Genomic DNA, 15,879 nt, shown 5'->3' with positions numbered 1-15,879 from the left:
AGGCGTTGCGGCTGAGAAAGCGGAATGTACAAATGGTACATCAGCATTTCGAAGCGGTTTTCAACGCGGTATCGCCGCAGCGCAGCAGATCGTGAACAGGTTCCAACTCAACAGGGAGGCTTGTCATGTCTACATTAAACCTCGGCGTCGCCGGCCTGGGCCGGCTGGGCCGCCGCCACGCGCTCAATCTGCGCGAGCGCATCGTCGGCGCGCGCGTGATCGCCGTCTGCTCGCCGCTGCCGGAAGAACTGGACTGGGCGCGCCGGGAACTGCCCGACGCCGCCGGCCACGCCGCGCTGGAGGGCCTGCTGGCCGAACCGGGGCTGGACGCGGTGCTGCTAGCCACACCCACCGCGCTGCACGCCGAGCAGATCATCGCCTGCCTGGACGCGGGCAAACACGTGTTCTGCGAAAAGCCGCTGGCGCTGAATCTGGAGGACTGCCTGCGAGTGGAGCGCGCCGCCGCCCGCCGCCCGGAACTCAAGGCCATGGTGGGTTTCGTGCGCCGCTTCGACCCCAGCTACCAGGACGCCGCCGCCAAGCTGGCGCAGGGCCTGGTGGGCCGGCCCTATCTGGTGCGCTCGCAAACCTGCGATCTCAACGACGACAGCGGCTTCTTCGTGCAATTCGCCCCCGCCAGCGGCGGCATCTTCATGGATTGCAGCATCCACGACATCGACCTGGCGCGCTGGCTGCTGGGCGCGCCGCGTCCGTTGCGGGTATGGGCCAGCGGCGTCAACGCGGTGCACGGCGCGCTGGCGCAATACGGCGACGTGGACAACGGCGTGGCGATGTGCGAGTTCGAGGACGGCAAGCTGGCCTGCTTCTACGCCTCGCGCACTCAGGCCCACGGCCATGAAACGCTGACCGAGATCTTCGCCACCCAGGGCCGGCTGAGCGTGGGCGCCAACCCGCGCGCCAACCGCGTGGAGATCAGCGACCGCCACGGCGTGCGCAATGAATGCGTGACGGATTTCTATCAGCGCTTCGCCGAAGCCTTCACGCTGGAGCTGCAGCACTTCGTCGACGCCGCGCGCCTGGACCTGCCGCTGGCCTTGAGCCTGGCCGACGCCCGCGAAGCCACCCGCATCGGCCTGGCCATCGCGGAGGCCTTGAGGACCCGGCAGGCGGTGGAGTTGTAGAACCTGTTTACGATCTGCTGCGCGTCGGCGATACGGCGTTGAAAACCGCTTGCCTCGCGGTCACCGCACAGGCGTGATCACCTTCAAAACTACCGCGCCGGGGGGCTTGCCGCCGGCGCGGCGATACCCTATCGTCCTACTCCTTTTCACCAAAACAAAACCATGACGATGCCGATGGACTGGCCGGGTTTCATCACGCCGACATCCGCGCATCCGATCATGGCGTCGCGCCAACGCCCATTGCGAACCACCCTAATATAAGGAGAAGCCATGTCATTCGCTTACAAACCCCTGCTCGCCGCCGTCGCGCTGGCCATCGGTCTGGCCGCGTCCGCCCAGGCCGCGGACAAGATCGTCATCGCCCACCGCGGCGCCAGCGGCTACCTGCCGGAACACACGCTGCCGTCCAAGGCGCTGGCCTACGCCCAGGGCGCGGACTATCTGGAGCAGGACCTGGTGATGACCAAGGACGACAGGCTGGTCGTGCTGCACGACCATTACCTGGACCGCGTCACCGACGTGGCCGAACGCTTTCCCGAGCGCGCGCGCAAGGACGGACGCTATTACGCGATCGACTTCACCCTGGCCGAAATCAAATCGCTGCGCTTCACCGAAGGCTTCGACATCGACAAGGGCGTCAAGCGTCAGAGCTATCCCGGCCGCTTCCCCATGGGCAAGTCCGATTTCCGCATCCACACTTTTGAAGAGGAAATCGAGTTCATCCAGGGCCTGAACCACTCCACCGGCCGCAATATCGGCATCTATCCGGAGATCAAGGCGCCGTGGTTCCATCGCCAGGAAGGCAAGGACATCACGGTGAAGGCGCTGGAAGTGCTCAAGCGCTACGGCTACACCGGCAGGAACGACAAGGTCTACCTGCAGTGCTTCGACTTCAACGAACTGAAACGCATCAAGACCGAGCTGATGCCCAAGGCCGGCATGGACCTCAAGCTGGTGCAGCTGATCGCTTACACCGACTGGCAGGAAACTTTCGAACAGAACGCCGCCGGTCAGTGGGTGAACTACAACTACGACTGGATGTTCCGTCCGGAAGGCATGAAGGAAATCGCCAAGTACGCCGACGGCATCGGCCCGCAATACCCGATGCTGATAGACAAGGCCTCCGCCCCGGGCAAGATCAAGCTCACCGGCATGGGCCGCGCCGCGCACGCCAACGGCCTGGTGATCCACCCCTACACCCTGCGCAAGGACGCGCTGCCGGCCTACGCCAAGAATATGGACCAGCTGCTGGACGCGGTGTACAACCGCGCCCAGGTGGACGGCGCCTTCAGCGACTTCCCGGACCTGGCGGTCGACTTCCTGCGCCGTCAGAAACAGCACCGCTAAGAGCCGCTAACAAAACCCCTGATCCTGCGTTGCGCCTCCTTGTCGTACGACTTGTACTGCCTGCGTCGGCGCGCCTTGGCTCAGGTTCTCTGCGAGCTTTTGTTAGCGGCCCTAAGCCCGCGTTCCGAAGCCGGCAGCCGCCGGCTGTCAACGCCAGAGCCGGGCCGGCCCAAAGCCAGCCTGGGCTCTGCCTGCCGCATGCGCACGCTCACAGAAATAAGCCTCAAGTTTCCGCGGGCCCGGCCGAAAATATGGCCATACTGAGGTAAGGCAGCCCTCGGTGTCCTTGCGCCCGCTGCGCAAGCCCCCAACAACACAGCAGATTCAGACCAGGTCGACCAACACCAACAGCGCCTTGGGCATGAAGGCGTCGCGCCGCTTCCGGCCGTCGATCACAACCGCCCTTTCCGCTTAGGAGCGCACTATGTCCGTCAATTCCGTGAACAACCCGTCCGTCGGCAGTCAGCTCAGCGCCAGCGTCCAGCAGAGCCAGACCAGCAGCAGCGGCCAGAACGTCAGCAGCACCGTCACCGCGCGCAATCAATTGAACGCGCGGCTGGTGGCCAATCTGGACGTTTCCACCAACGCCGACGGCAAATCGCTGTCCCTGCTCTACCGCACCGCCATCGACAGCATCAACCAGATCCTGGCCGATCAGCTGAACGGCGGCGGCGACGCCCAGGCCGCGTCCGACGGCCAAAGCGCCCAGGGCGCGCAGCAAACGCCCAACATCCTGCAACAGAAGATGAGCGAGGACAATTCGCCGGAAGGCACGTCCCAGCGCATCCTGTCCGGCGCGCTCAGCTTCTTCAGCACCTACGCCAAGCAACATCCGGAACTGAGCCAGGAAGAGCAGGCCAAGAACTTCGTCGACATCGTGCGCGGCGGCTTCGAGAAAGGCTATGCCGAGGCCGTGGACGTCCTCAACGGCCTCAAGGTGTTCAACGGCAATATCGCCGACGAGATCAAGAAAACCCGCGATCTGGTCAACAAGGGCTTTGACGACTTCGTCGCCAGCATGAAGCCCAAGACCCAGAGCGACGCCGCCGCGGCAACAAGCTGACGGTTAAAACTGAATGCAGCGTTAAATTAAAAATAAAGTTTTCCCCGACCATGCCGAAAATAGGTCATGGCCGGGGAAGCGAAACAGATCCGCACCGCGTTTCCGACCGAACGCCGCCAGCCAGACCGGCGGCATGCTCGCAAGGAGACCGTCATGCCCATCCTGCCCATTACCCTGACCCATGCCGGCCGCGCCGCCGGACATCAGCTCTCGCAACAGGAGCATGGCGGCAAACACGGCCGCCAGCGCGAGCCCGCGGCCGCCGCGGCCAAGCCCGGCGCCGACAGCCGCTTTTCCGCCGACAAGCAATTCCTGGATTTATTTCACCACGCGGTGATGGACCCGCTCAGCTGCGCGCTGGATCTGCCGCTGATGGGCAAGGACCTGCTGAGCGGCCTGGGCCTGGAACACAATCCCGGCTACGCGGCGGAACGGATCGTCCGCGACTTCTACCAGCTGTACGCCCTCTACCGGCAGCAACACCCCAAGCAATCGCCGATGCAGCAGCTGTTCATCTTCCTGGCCGTCGCGCGGCAGAGCCTGGACTGCGGCTTCAATGAAACCCATCAGGTGCTGGAAAACATGAATATGCTGCACCTCGCCTACCACGATCTGGTCTCGGCCAAGGAGCAAGTGACGGTGGCGCTGATCAACTTCGGCCAGCCGCCGGTCTAGGCAACGATTCCGGCTCTAGCGCGGAACGCGCTTCAGGCGCCTGTCCCTCTCTCCCTGCCCTCCCTAAGCGCGGCCGAGCGCCGCGTTCTTGCCCCATATCAATTTTGATTCATCTAGAAATATGCTCATTCGTATTTTTTAGTAAATTATAATTTTGTTATTTACATTGAGCTGGATATGGAATTACTGATAGGCACGATAGTCACGCTGCTGGTGGGCCGGGCTATCTTCAAAGGCTACTCCGCCACCGGCGTGCTGATGCTGGGCGGTCTGGCGCTGTTGATCGCCACCGCCTTGCAAGGCATGCCGGTGCTGCCCAAAAACGTGGCCGCCACCGGCCACGCCGCCACGGACATCGCCGAGTTCGTCAAATCCCTGCTCAGCAGCCGCGCCGCGGACCTGGGCCTGATGGTGATGGCGCTGTGCGGCTTCGCCGGCTATATGACCCATATCAGCGCCAACGACATGGTGGTCAAGCTGGCCTCCAAGCCGCTCAGCCGCATCAAGTCGCCGTACGTGCTGATGGTGGCGGCCTACTTCGTCGCCTGCCTGCTGTCGCTGGCGGTGTCGTCCGCCACCGGCCTGGGCGTGCTGCTGATGGCCACCTTGTTCCCGCTGATGGTGAACATGGGCATCAGCCGCGGCGCAGCGGCGGCCATCTGCGCGTCGCCGGCGGCGCTGATCTTGTCGCCCACCTCCGGCGACGTGGTGATCGCCGCCCAGGCCTCGGGCATGCCCTTGATCGATTTCGCCTTCAAGACCACGCTGCCCATCTCGCTGCTGGCCATCGCCGGCATAGGCTGCGCCCACTTCTTCTGGCAACGCTATCTGGACCGCAAGGAAAACCTGCCGCTGACGCGCCAGGACGTGCACGAGATCGTCACCGACGCGCCGGCGCTGTACTGCCTGCTGCCGTTCACGCCCATCGCCGGCGTGCTGGTGTTCAACGGCAAGCTGGCGCCGGAGCTGCACATCGTCACTGTGCTGATCCTGTGCATCGCCCTGGCCGCGCTGGTGGAATTCCTGCGCCATCGCCGCGCCGCGCCGGTGTTCGCCGGCCTGGAAGTGGCTTACAAGGGCATGGGCGACGCCTTCAGCAGCGTGGTGATGCTGATCGTGGCCGCCGGCGTGTTCGCCCACGGCCTGTCCGCGCTGGGCTTCATCAATCAGTTGATCGGCCTGGCGCAGTCCTTCGGCTCCGGCGCCATGGTCTTGATGCTGGTGCTGGTGGCGATCACCACGCTGGCGGCGCTGACCACCGGCTCCGGCAACGCGCCCTTCTACGCCTTCGTGGAACTGATCCCCAAACTGGCGGCCGAAGCCGGCATCAACCCGGCCTTCCTCGCCATCCCCATGCTGCAGGCGTCCAATCTGGGCCGCACCGTGTCGCCGGTGTCCGGCGTGGTGGTGGCCTGCGCCGGCATGGGCCAGGTGTCGCCGTTCGAGATCGTCAAGCGCACCTCGGTGCCGGTGATCGTCGGCCTGGTGATTGTGGTATTGGGCACGCTGGCGCTGGTGCCGGCCTGAGAACCCGTTCAATGTCTGCTGCGCGTCGGCAGGATGGATGTAAGAAGCGCGTTGAAAACAGCTTCGAAATGCTCATGTACCGTATGTACATTCCGCTTCCTTAGCCGTTTTCGCCTTGTCTCGCCCTAGCTCGCGAGACTTTGAACAGGCTCTGAGAACCCGTTTCCGATCTGCTGCGCTTCAGCAATAAGGTATTTGAAGCGCCGCCAAACCCGGTTCCCGCCGAAGAGAAAACGGCCGCCCTCAGGCGGCCGCTTCTCATGGCGCAAGAGAAAGCTTATTGCTGGGCCGGGGTGTTCTCGGCGAAGTATTCGTGGTTGTCGGCGTTGTTCAAGGCCTGGGTCGGATTGGTCTTCGCCAGGTTCTTGGCGCCCGCCTGGCCATAAACGTGGTCGTCGGTGCCCGCCACCACGGTGAAGTGGGACAGCTCATGCACCAGGGTGCCGCCCTTGGAGTCGGTGCCGCTGGTCGGCGCGTTCCAGAAGGCGCCGCACAGATAGATCTTGTACGGCTGCGCAGGATAAACGTAGGCGTAAGTGCCGGCCTGGGTGCAACCGCAATCGATGCTGATCGGCTTGGTGTCCAGCGCGTCCTTGATGCTGACGTAATGGGACTTGGCGGTGTTCCAGTTGGCCAGCGCGTACTTGCCGAACCACGTGGTGTAGCGCGGGGTGCCGGACGGAGAACCGGACAGATAGCTGACCGAATCGTTGGCCATATTGATGGCCGCGCTGACGCCGCCGTTGGTCTGGCTTTGCTGGGTCACCGAGCAATTGGCCGCGTAAGTGACGCTGGAAGCGGCCGCCTTGCGGCTGAGGATGGACCATTCGCGTTGCGCGTCCAGCGACTGTTTCAACAGCTTGCTGCTGCGGCCGGCCACCGACACGCTGGCGGTATTGGAGCTCAGCACCTCGTCGGCGACGACGGCGGCGTCCGCGCCGGAGGCGATCTTAGCGTTCAGCTGCGGCGCGGCGCGGTTCAGCACGCGGGAGCTGGCCGCCTGGAAGCGCACGTCGAAACGGCCGCTTTTCGACATATCGTAGTAGTCGGACACCTTGACCTTGACGCTCAGCGAAGCGCCCGGCGCCAGCGCCACGGTATCCTTGATGGTGGGCACCGCCCGCTTGTAGCGCGGCCCCAGATAGCTGACCGGCTTGCCGTCGCGGCTGACCTCGAAAATCTGTTCCTGCAAATCCTGCCCCGGCACGTACCATTTGTAGATATGCAAGGTTTCCTTGCCGGTATTGCGGTAATTCAACACCACCTCGACGTCCTGATCCGCCGCCACCGCGGCCTGCTGCTTGGCCACGCTCACTTGCAGATCATGCGCCTGGGCGAAGCCGCCCCCCAAAGCCATCACGAACAAGGCAATCGGCAACACTTTTTTCATTGATCTTCTCCTGGCGGAAACACCGGCCCCTCTGCCGCGCTTGTGGCCCGACAGCGCGTTGCCAGCCCTTCCAACCCCTTTGTCATCACGTGTTTATTAAAATGGATCGCAAACATATTTCGAATGCGAAAGTCATTAATTACATGACGAAGACATGATTTCAATCAAGAAAAGCGGCCTTGCCGACACGAAATCGGCGGCTGTCTGATTTTTGGCACGCTTCATAAAACAGCCTGTTCTAGGTTAAAGTAGCGGGTTGCCCTGCTTGGTGAGACCGATCCAGGCAGGCGACATGCCGGCAGGCCCGCGCCGCGCCCGGCTCCGCATCTCAACCTTCGACTGTTTATCGAATGGCGAACACAATGAATCAGACACCTGAAAAGGCTCTGGTCGTCCTTTCCGGCGGCCAGGACTCCACCACCTGCCTGTATTGGGCCTTGCAGACCTTCGGCCGCGACAATGTCGAAGCCGTCACCTTCGACTACGGCCAGCGCCACCGCGTGGAGCTGGACTGCGCGCGCAAGATCGCCGCGCTCGCCGGCGTGCGCCAGACCGTGCTGCCCATCGACACCTTCGCCGCCATCGGCGGCAACGCGCTGACCGACGCCGACATCGCGCCGGAAGACGGCGCCCGCGACGACGACGCGCTGCCCAACACCTTCGTGCCCGGCCGCAACCTGATCTTCCTGACCTTCGCCGCCGCGCTGGCCTATACCCGCGGCGCGCGCCACCTGGTCGCCGGCGTCGCCCAGACCGACTATTCCGGCTATCCCGATTGCCGCGAAAACACCCTCAAGGCGCTGGAAGTGGCCTTGCGGCTGGGCATGGACAGCCGAGTGGAGCTGCACGCGCCGCTGATGTATCTGTCCAAGGCGGAAACCGTGGCTTTGGCGCAACAAGTCGGCGCGATGGACGCATTATCCTGGAGCCACACCTGTTATAACGGACAGGTGCCGCCCTGCGGCCATTGCGCGTCTTGCGAGTTGCGCGCCAAGGGTTTCGCCGAAGCCGGCGTGCCCGACCCGCTGATCGTCCGCTGCCAAACCCGCCAGGAGGACTGAGATGCACACCTCCAGCCTGATCGCCGGCGCCCGCTTCGAAGCCGCCCGGCAGGTGAGCGGCGCGTCCGACCTCACCGCGCGTCCGCATGGCCACAGCTTTCGCGTCATCGCCCGCGCCGACGCCCAATACCCGGCCCACGAGCGGCTGCAGGCGGCGCTGGACGCCGCCGTCGCGCCGCTGGACTACGCCGATCTGAACCGCCAACTGAGCCAATGCGACGATCTGGCGCTGGCCGCCCACCTCGCCGCCGCCCTGCCCTGCCCGGCGGCGCTGAGCCTGCAAAGCTCGCCGCAGCGCGGCGTGACGCTGGACGGCGACCTCGCCCTCAACTGGATACAGGTTCAGTTCGAGGCCGCCCATCAACTGCCCCATGTGCCGGCTGGCCATAAATGCGGCCGTCTGCACGGCCACGGTTTCGGCGTGCGTCTCGCCGCCGACGCCAGGCTCAGCGGCCATCCGCGGCTGGAGGCCGCCTGGCGGCCCTTGTTCCAGGAACTCAATCACCGCTACCTCAACGACATCGCCGGCCTGGACAACCCCACCAGCGAGGTGCTGGCGCAATGGCTGCATCAGCGGCTGGCCGACACGCTGCCGGGCCTGGCCTGGGTAGAGGTGCGCGAAACCCATAGCGCCGGCAGCCAGTACGACGGCCGGCGCTTCCGCATCTGGAAGGAACAGCGCTTTGAAAGTGCCCGGCCCTTCAACGACCAGGGCGCCTACACCGGCCACAGCTATCTGGTCCGGCTGATGCTCAGCGGCGAGCTGGACCAGGCCATGGGCTGGCTGCTGGACTTCGGCGACGTCAAGGACCGCTTCAAGCCCATCTACCGCCAGCTGGACCACAATCCGCTGGACCGGCTCAGCGGCGTGCGCGGCGGCGACAGCGCCTCGGTGGCGGAGTGGGTGCACGCCCATCTGTCGCCGCTGGTGCCGGAACTGGCGCGCATCGACCTGATGGAGCAGGAGCTGCGCGGCGTGTCGCTGATGTTCCGCGACGATATGCGCTGGCCGCTGCTGTAAGAACCTGTTTACGATCTGCTGCGCGTCGGCGGGATGGATGAAATGGGCGTTGAAACCAAGCTCAGTGCTCATGTACCACGAGTACATTCCGCTTTTTCGCTCGTTTTCGCCTTGTCTCGCCTTAGCTCGCAAGATCGTAAACACGTTCTAAGCCTGTCCCTTCATTACATTTAGAGAACGCGCTGTGACGACTTACACGGTCAAGGAAATCTTCTACACGCTGCAAGGCGAAGGCCGGCAGGCCGGCCGCGCCGCGGTGTTCTGCCGCTTCTCCGGCTGCAATCTATGGTCCGGCCGCGAGGAGGACCGCGCCAAGGCGGTCTGCCAATTCTGCGACACCGACTTCGTCGGCGTCGGCCCGGACGGCGGCAAATTCAAGAGCGCGGCGGCGCTGGCCGAGCGCATCGCCGCGGAATGGCCGGCCGGCGCCGGCGGCGCGCCCTATGTGGTGTGCACCGGCGGCGAGCCCTTGCTGCAACTGGACGCCGAGTTGATCGCCGAACTGCACCGGCTCGGCTTCGAGGTGGCGGTGGAAACCAACGGCACCGTGGCCGCGCCGCCGGGGCTGGACTGGATCTGCGTCAGCCCCAAGGCCGGCGCGGAACTGCTGCTGCAAAGCGGCGACGAACTGAAGCTGGTCTATCCGCAGGCGACGCAGACGCCGGAAAGCGTCGAACAGCTGGACTTCGACACCTTCTATCTGCAACCGATGGACGGCCCGAACCTCGCCGCCAACACCCGCGCCGCCATCGCCTACTGCATGGCCCATCCGCACTGGCGGCTGTCGGTGCAGACACATAAAGTTACCAATATCCGCTGAACTTGCCGGGCCCTTCGGGGCCCAATCCTTATCCGCCTCCCTCGCCCCCTCGCTCCCCCCGCAAAAAAATCGCGTTCCGCCGTAATGGAACCGCCTTGACGCCGACTTACCGGCAAGAAGGGCGGCCAGGCGGCGCGGTGAATCAAAAAATCGCATCTACAGTGTAAGAAGCCGGCAAGGCCCCCGACTCAATCCATGTCCGACCCGGTGAAAGCAAGGGCGGGAAACGCGGGCTCGTTTATAATCCGCACCATCAAGTTTCGGCCACAGGCCGTTAAACAGGAGAACCACCATGAGTACCAGCAAAACCCTGATCGCATCCGCTCTCGGCGCCGTCGTCGCCATCGGCGCGCTGGCATCCGCTCCGGCGGCCGCCGCCGACAAGGAAAAGTGCTACGGCATCGCCCAGGCAGGCAAGAACGACTGCGCGTCCGCCACCGGCGCCCACTCCTGCGCCGGCCAGGCCAAGACGGACAAGGACCCGGGCGACTGGAAATACGTGGCCAAGGGCAGCTGCGAGAAAATGGGCGGCAGCACCGCTCCCAAGAAGTAAGCCGGACCCGGCCGGAGCGCGGCCCTTGTCGCGCGCCGGCCGGAATCTGAACGAAATCTGAAAGAACGAATTTCAAATCCATGTAGTCTCAGCGAGGTTTGCCAAACGCCGGTCTTGGAGTCCGCTCACAAACCGGCCCGCACCCACCTCACAGGAGACTGACATGAACACCGCTCGCAAACTGCTCGCTTCCGCCGTCGGCGCCGTCATCGCGCTGGGCGTCGCCGCCTCGGCTCAGGCCGAAGACGCGCCTCAGCCCAAGGAAAAATGCTACGGCGTCACCCCGGCCGGCAAGAACGACTGCGCGTCCGCCGACGGCGCCCACTACTGCGCCGGCGAAGCCAAGGTGGACAACGATCCCAACGAGTGGCACAACGTGCCCAAGGGCACATGCGAGGGCCTGGGCGGCCGCACCACGCCGCCGCCGAAGCAATCCTAATCGCGCCGCCGGGCCCGCCCGGACGGGCGACCCGAGGTGAATGATGATGGAAACCAAGCTTCCCGCGGTCTGCGGCATCGGCCTGCGCGCCCCACATTACCGCGAAGCGCTGGACAGCCGCCCGGACCTGGGCTGGGTGGAAGTACACAGCGAGAACTTCTTCGACGGCGGCATGCCCTGGAGCATGCTGCATGAGGTGGCCGCCTGTTGGCCGCTATCGCTGCACGGCGTCGGCCTGGGCCTGGGCTCGGCCGCGTGCCCGGACCCGGCCCATCTGGCCTCGCTCAAGCGGCTGGTGGACGCCGTACAGCCGGCCGCGGTGTCGGAACACCTGTCCTTCAACCATTCCGAACGTCGTTTCGTCAACGATCTGCTGCCCATTCCCTATACCCGCGAATCGCTGGCGGTGATCGCCGGCCACGTCGCGGAAACCCAGGACGCGCTGGGCCGAGTCATTCTGCTGGAAAACCTGTCCAGCTATCTGGAGTTCCCCGGCAACGAGATGCACGAGGGCGAGTTCCTGGCCGAACTGGTGCGCCGCACCGGCTGCGGCATCCTGCTGGACATCAACAATCTCTACGTCAACCGCGTCAATCTGGGCGTGGACACCGACGCGGTGCTGGACGCGCTGCCGCCGGAGGCGATAGGCGAGATCCACCTGGCCGGCTACAGCGAACGCGAGGGCATGCTGGTGGACACCCACAGCCAGCCGGTGCACGACGGCGTCTGGCAGCTGTACCGCGAAGCCATCGCCCGGCTGGGCCCGCGGCCCACCTTGATCGAATGGGACCTGGAGATTCCGCCGCTGGCCACCTTGCGCGGCGAGGCCGCCAAGGCCCAGGCCATCCTGGAGGCCGCGTATGAACGGGTTTGATTGGCAGGCGGAACTGCTGGAACAGATCGCCGATCCGGCCCGCGCGGCGGAAGCGGCGCTGGCGCTGAACCCGGCCGGCCTCGCGGTCTACCGCAACAATTACCGGGTGGGGCTGATCGACACCCTGGCCTTCATCTACCCGGTCTGCCGCCAACTGGTGGGCGAGGACTTCTTCACCGGCCTGGCCCGCGTCTTCATCGGCGGCCACCCGTCGCTCAGCGGCAATCTGCACCTGTACGGCGCCGGTTTCGGCGACTTCGTCGCCGGCTTCGAACACGCGCGCGAACTACCCTATCTGGCGGACGTCGCGCGGCTGGAATGGCGGGTCCACCGCGCCTACTACGCCGCCGACGCCGCGCCGGCCGACAGCGCCGCGCTGGCCGCCTTCCCGCAGCAACGCTGGGGCGAACTCAGGCTGCGGCCGCTGCCCGACGTCGCCACCCTGCTCAGCCCCTGGCCGGCCGCGTCGATCTGGCTGGCCCACCAACGCCAGCCGGTGGCGCTGGACGTGGATCTGCACCGGCAGCCGGAGGCGACGCTGGTCTACCGCCTCCAGGGCCGGGTTCAGGTCGACATCGTCGGCCCCGGCCTGGCCGCGCTGCTGCAAGCCTTCCTCGACGGCGCGACGCTGGAAACCGCGGTGGAACAGGCGCTGGCCGCCGAAGCGGACTTCGACCTGCAGGCCGGCCTGCTGCGGCTGTTCCAGCAACGCCTGATCCAAGACGTCACGCTGTAAACACGCTTAAACCCTGAGTGCGGAATCTCATCCAAGCTTGCGGGCATGGAGGGGGAACGCACGCCCGCGGTTTGCCATGCGCCGCCGCTGAACCATACTCAACACACAGGAGACACCCGCCATGAACCCCTTGACCTGCTCCCGCCTCAACACACCCTACCGCTGGCTGATCCACGGCGGCGATCTGCTGCAACCGCTGCTCTTGCTGCTGTTCCGGCTGTGGATCGCCAATGTGTTCTTCAAATCCGGCCTGACCAAGATAGACGACTGGGACACCACCCTCCTGCTGTTCACCGAGGAATACCACGTGCCGCTGCTGCCGCCCGCCGTCGCCGCGGCCTTGGCCACGGCCGGCGAACTGGGCCTGTCCGCGCTGCTGGCGCTGGGCCTGGGCGCGCGCTTCGCCGCCGCCGGCCTGTTCATCCTCAACGCGGTGGCGGTGATCAGTTATCCGGGGCTGACCGAGGCCACCCGCGAATTCCATTACTACTGGGGCATGCTGATCGCCGCCGTGTTCGCCTTCGGCCCCGGCCTGCTGTCCCTGGACGCGCCGCTGCGGCGCTGGAGCCGGTGCCATGCGGCGCGGGACTGAACCGGCGGCCGGCGCGGCGTGGCATAATGCCCGTTCCGACACGCATTGACCCGCCACGCCATGAGCCTCGCCTACACCCTGGTGATCCAAGCCGACGCGCTGGACCCGCATCATCTGCATGAACTGGCCCACCTAGCCGAGGCCACCCATATGGACCACCCCAGTCCAAACGTGGCGCGCCTGCGCGGCGCGGCGCCGGCGCAACGGACCGCGGCGCTGGCCTTGTGCGAGCAATGGGGCTACGACGGCGCCTATGTCGAAGCCGGCCGCAGCTTCGCCGATTTCGGCCTGCTGGTGTCGGATATGGACTCCACGCTGATCACCATCGAATGCATAGACGAAATCGCCGACATGAACGGCCTCAAGCCTCAGGTGGCGGCCATCACCGAGCGCTCGATGCATGGCGAACTGGACTTCGCCGCCTCGCTGACGGAGCGGGTGGCGCTGCTGCGCGGGCTGCCGGAAAGCGCGCTGGAACAGGTCTATCGTGAAAGAGTCAGGCTGATGCCGGGCGCCGAGGCCTTGCTGGCCGCCTGCAAACGCCACGGCGTCAAATTCATGCTGGTGTCCGGCGGCTTCACCTTCTTCACCGACAGACTGAAAGCGGAGCTGGGCCTGGACTTCGCCTTCGCCAATCAGTTGGAAGTGGAAAACGGCGCCTTGACCGGCCGGGTGCGCGGCCCCATCGTCGACGCCGCCGCCAAGAAGCGCTTGCTGATCCAGCAGCGCGAGGCGCTGGGACTGAAGCCGGAGCAGGTGCTGGCGATGGGCGACGGCGCCAACGACTTGCAGATGCTGGCCGAAGCCGGCGTCGGCATCGCCGTGCACGCCAAGCCGGTGGTGCGCGCCCAGGCCGACATCGCCGTCAACCACGGCGGCCTGGACCGCATCCTGAACCTGTATCACTGAACGGCCACGCCGCGGGAGCCGACCGATGAGCTTATTTCCCGAACTGGGCAGCGCCAGTTTCGACGCCGAACTGCCGTTCTCGGTCCAGCCCTTGCCGGGCGGGATCTGCCCGGCGCGCCAGGAACGCGAAACCCGGCTGGCGCTGCGGGTGCTGGCCGCGCCCACCGAAACCCTGCCCGAGGCCGATCCGATGCTGGTCAGGCTGGAGGCCAAGCTGGACCTGGCGCTGGAAGTGTCGCTGCTGTCCCGCCACCCGGAGCGCCCGCCGCTGACGCCGTGCCGGCTGGGCCTGGACAGCATTGCCTGGATCTCCGACCACGCCAACCACGGCAGCGAGCCGGTGCTGGTGGCGCTATGCCCCAATCCCGATTCTGCGCTGCTGCTCTTCCTCGCCGCCCGCATCAACACGGTGACGCCGGGCGAAAACGGCAACTATCTGATTCGCGCCGACATCGCCGGCGCCTTCGACGAAACCACTCGCCTGCTGTGGGAGAAATGGGTGTTCCGCCGCCATCGCAAGGCCATCCTCGAGCGCTGAACCCGAGAATCCAAGCACCGGAAAATCCCCCATCGCCAAGGAAACACGCTGAAACACGCGGACACGGCCTGCGCTCTGATCCTGCGTTCTGCTACGTATTTCCGTGGCGAATCAGCCTTGCCTAAGCCTTGCCCTCGCGCGGAAAGGCGATCAAATGATCCAGCTCCAGCCGGATGCCTATCGCCTCCCCCACCGCGTGGTCGTGATGGCTGGGCACCTGGGCCAGCACCCGCTGGCCGGAAGGCAGCGCCAGCGTGTAATGGAACTCCGCGCCGCGGAACACCTTGGCGCAGACCAGGGCCCGCGTCGGACTGGCGTCGTCGTGCTGCACATCGTCGGGCCGCACCAGCACGTCCACCTCGTCCCCGGTCTCGAACTGCAAGGGCACGATGCCGCAGAACTCGCCTATCTCCAACGCCACGCAACGCGGCCCGGTCACCTTGCCGGCCAGGAACACGCCCTGGCCGATGAAGTCGGCGACGTAGCGGGTGGCCGGCTCGTGGTACAGCCGGTACGGCGTGTCCCACTGCAATAGCCGGCCCTGCTGCATCACCCCGACGCGGTCGGCGATGGCGAAGGCCTCGTGCTGATCATGGGTCACCATGATGGCGGTGGCGCCCTGGCTTTTCAGGATGTCGCGCACCTCGCGCGACAAGCGCTCGCGCAGGTCCACGTCCAGATTGGAAAAGGGCTCGTCCAGCAGCAGCAGGCTGGGGCTGGGCGCCAGAGCCCGCGCCAGCGCCACCCGCTGCTGCTGGCCGCCGGACAGCTCGTGCGGGTAACGCCGCGCCCACTCCGCCAGGCCCACCACCTCCAGCACCTCCAGCACCCGCGCCGCGCGCTGGGCCTTGGGCAAGGCGTCCAGGCCGAAGCCGACGTTGCCGGCCACGGTCAGATGCGGGAACAAGGCGTAGTCCTGAAACACCATGCCGATGCGGCGTTGATGCGCCGGCACCTGCTCGCGGATGGAGCTGATCACCTGGCCGTTGAGGCGGATCTCGCCGCCCAGCAAGCCCTCGAAACCGGCAATGCAGCGCAGCACCGTGGTTTTGCCGCAGCCGGAACTGCCCAACAGGCAGGCGATTTCGCCCGCCCGCAATTCGAAACTCATATTGTCGACCACGCGGGTCTCGCCGTACTTCTGGCTGACCAGGTCGAACTCCAGCAAAGCTTGCCTATCCATACGCTTCAT

The 15,879-nt window shown here is 65.4% G+C and carries 17 protein-coding genes; 15 read left to right on the top strand and 2 right to left on the bottom strand.

Annotated features, from left to right (window positions below):
- Nucleotides 1-125: 125 nt before the first annotated feature.
- The 5 genes from ACODRW_RS08190 (at nt 126) to dcuC (ending at nt 5,754) form a co-directional block, all read left to right on the top strand.
- Nucleotides 126-1,142: a Gfo/Idh/MocA family oxidoreductase gene (locus ACODRW_RS08190; protein ID WP_235087481.1), complete on the top strand. Its 1,017-nt coding sequence runs from the start codon at nt 126-128 to the stop codon at nt 1,140-1,142.
- Between the two features lie 270 nt (nt 1,143-1,412).
- Nucleotides 1,413-2,489, top strand: a complete 1,077-nt coding sequence (glpQ, locus tag ACODRW_RS08185) for a glycerophosphodiester phosphodiesterase (RefSeq protein WP_488905508.1) — start codon at nt 1,413-1,415, stop codon at nt 2,487-2,489.
- A gap of 424 nt (nt 2,490-2,913) precedes the next feature.
- On the top strand, nt 2,914-3,552 hold the full coding sequence (locus ACODRW_RS08180) for a DUF5610 domain-containing protein (protein ID WP_227104251.1): 639 nt from the start codon (nt 2,914-2,916) through the stop codon (nt 3,550-3,552).
- 153 nt (nt 3,553-3,705) lie between these two features.
- The gene (locus ACODRW_RS08175; protein ID WP_107800076.1) at nt 3,706-4,227 is read left to right on the top strand and encodes a DUF5610 domain-containing protein; all 522 of its coding nucleotides are present in this window, start codon (nt 3,706-3,708) and stop codon (nt 4,225-4,227) included.
- Nucleotides 4,228-4,404: 177 nt separating this feature from the next.
- A complete protein-coding gene (dcuC, locus tag ACODRW_RS08170; RefSeq protein WP_488905507.1) occupies nt 4,405-5,754 on the top strand; it encodes an anaerobic C4-dicarboxylate transporter DcuC in 1,350 nt (449 codons plus the stop codon).
- A gap of 277 nt (nt 5,755-6,031) precedes the next feature.
- Here dcuC and ACODRW_RS08165 read toward each other — a convergent pair whose 3' ends face one another.
- Complete coding sequence (locus tag ACODRW_RS08165; RefSeq protein WP_488905506.1) at nt 6,032-7,144, bottom strand: M35 family metalloendopeptidase; 1,113 nt, start codon at nt 7,142-7,144, stop codon at nt 6,032-6,034.
- 362 nt (nt 7,145-7,506) lie between these two features.
- Here ACODRW_RS08165 and queC point away from each other — a divergent pair, with 362 nt between their 5' ends.
- The 10 genes from queC to ACODRW_RS08115 all read left to right on the top strand — a co-directional run bounded on the left by queC (nt 7,507) and on the right by ACODRW_RS08115 (nt 14,687).
- Nucleotides 7,507-8,205, top strand: coding sequence for a 7-cyano-7-deazaguanine synthase QueC (queC, locus tag ACODRW_RS08160; protein WP_107800079.1), 699 nt, complete (start codon nt 7,507-7,509; stop codon nt 8,203-8,205).
- Nucleotide 8,206: 1 nt separating this feature from the next.
- Nucleotides 8,207-9,226 carry a 6-pyruvoyl trahydropterin synthase family protein gene (locus ACODRW_RS08155; RefSeq protein ID WP_255701206.1) on the top strand — a complete coding sequence of 340 codons (1,020 nt, stop codon included), beginning with the start codon at nt 8,207-8,209 and terminating at the stop codon, nt 9,224-9,226.
- Between the two features lie 184 nt (nt 9,227-9,410).
- Complete coding sequence (queE, locus tag ACODRW_RS08150; RefSeq protein WP_488905505.1) at nt 9,411-10,046, top strand: 7-carboxy-7-deazaguanine synthase; 636 nt, start codon at nt 9,411-9,413, stop codon at nt 10,044-10,046.
- Between the two features lie 292 nt (nt 10,047-10,338).
- Nucleotides 10,339-10,599, top strand: a complete 261-nt coding sequence (locus ACODRW_RS08145; protein ID WP_107800082.1) for a BufA1 family periplasmic bufferin-type metallophore — start codon at nt 10,339-10,341, stop codon at nt 10,597-10,599.
- 163 nt (nt 10,600-10,762) lie between these two features.
- A complete protein-coding gene (locus tag ACODRW_RS08140; RefSeq protein ID WP_166452120.1) occupies nt 10,763-11,038 on the top strand; it encodes a BufA1 family periplasmic bufferin-type metallophore in 276 nt (91 codons plus the stop codon).
- A 46-nt stretch (nt 11,039-11,084) separates the two neighbouring features.
- Complete coding sequence (bufB, locus tag ACODRW_RS08135) at nt 11,085-11,912, top strand: MNIO family bufferin maturase (RefSeq protein ID WP_488905504.1); 828 nt, start codon at nt 11,085-11,087, stop codon at nt 11,910-11,912.
- The gene (locus tag ACODRW_RS08130; protein ID WP_488905503.1) at nt 11,899-12,648 is read left to right on the top strand and encodes an HvfC/BufC family peptide modification chaperone; all 750 of its coding nucleotides are present in this window, start codon (nt 11,899-11,901) and stop codon (nt 12,646-12,648) included. The genes bufB and ACODRW_RS08130 overlap by 14 nt, the downstream gene beginning before the upstream one ends.
- Nucleotides 12,649-12,769: 121 nt before the next feature.
- Nucleotides 12,770-13,240, top strand: coding sequence for a DoxX family membrane protein (locus ACODRW_RS08125; protein WP_488905502.1), 471 nt, complete (start codon nt 12,770-12,772; stop codon nt 13,238-13,240).
- A gap of 60 nt (nt 13,241-13,300) precedes the next feature.
- On the top strand, nt 13,301-14,149 hold the full coding sequence (serB, locus tag ACODRW_RS08120; protein WP_235087465.1) for a phosphoserine phosphatase SerB: 849 nt from the start codon (nt 13,301-13,303) through the stop codon (nt 14,147-14,149).
- A 25-nt stretch (nt 14,150-14,174) separates the two neighbouring features.
- The gene (locus tag ACODRW_RS08115; RefSeq protein ID WP_227104264.1) at nt 14,175-14,687 is read left to right on the top strand and encodes a hypothetical protein; all 513 of its coding nucleotides are present in this window, start codon (nt 14,175-14,177) and stop codon (nt 14,685-14,687) included.
- 121 nt (nt 14,688-14,808) lie between these two features.
- Here ACODRW_RS08115 and ACODRW_RS08110 read toward each other — a convergent pair whose 3' ends face one another.
- On the bottom strand, nt 14,809-15,870 hold the full coding sequence (locus ACODRW_RS08110) for an ABC transporter ATP-binding protein (RefSeq protein WP_488905501.1): 1,062 nt from the start codon (nt 15,868-15,870) through the stop codon (nt 14,809-14,811).
- Nucleotides 15,871-15,879 lie beyond the last annotated feature (9 nt).

Source organism: Chromobacterium sp. FG89, assembly GCF_057808735.1.
This window is presented reverse-complemented; position numbering and strand designations above follow the sequence as displayed.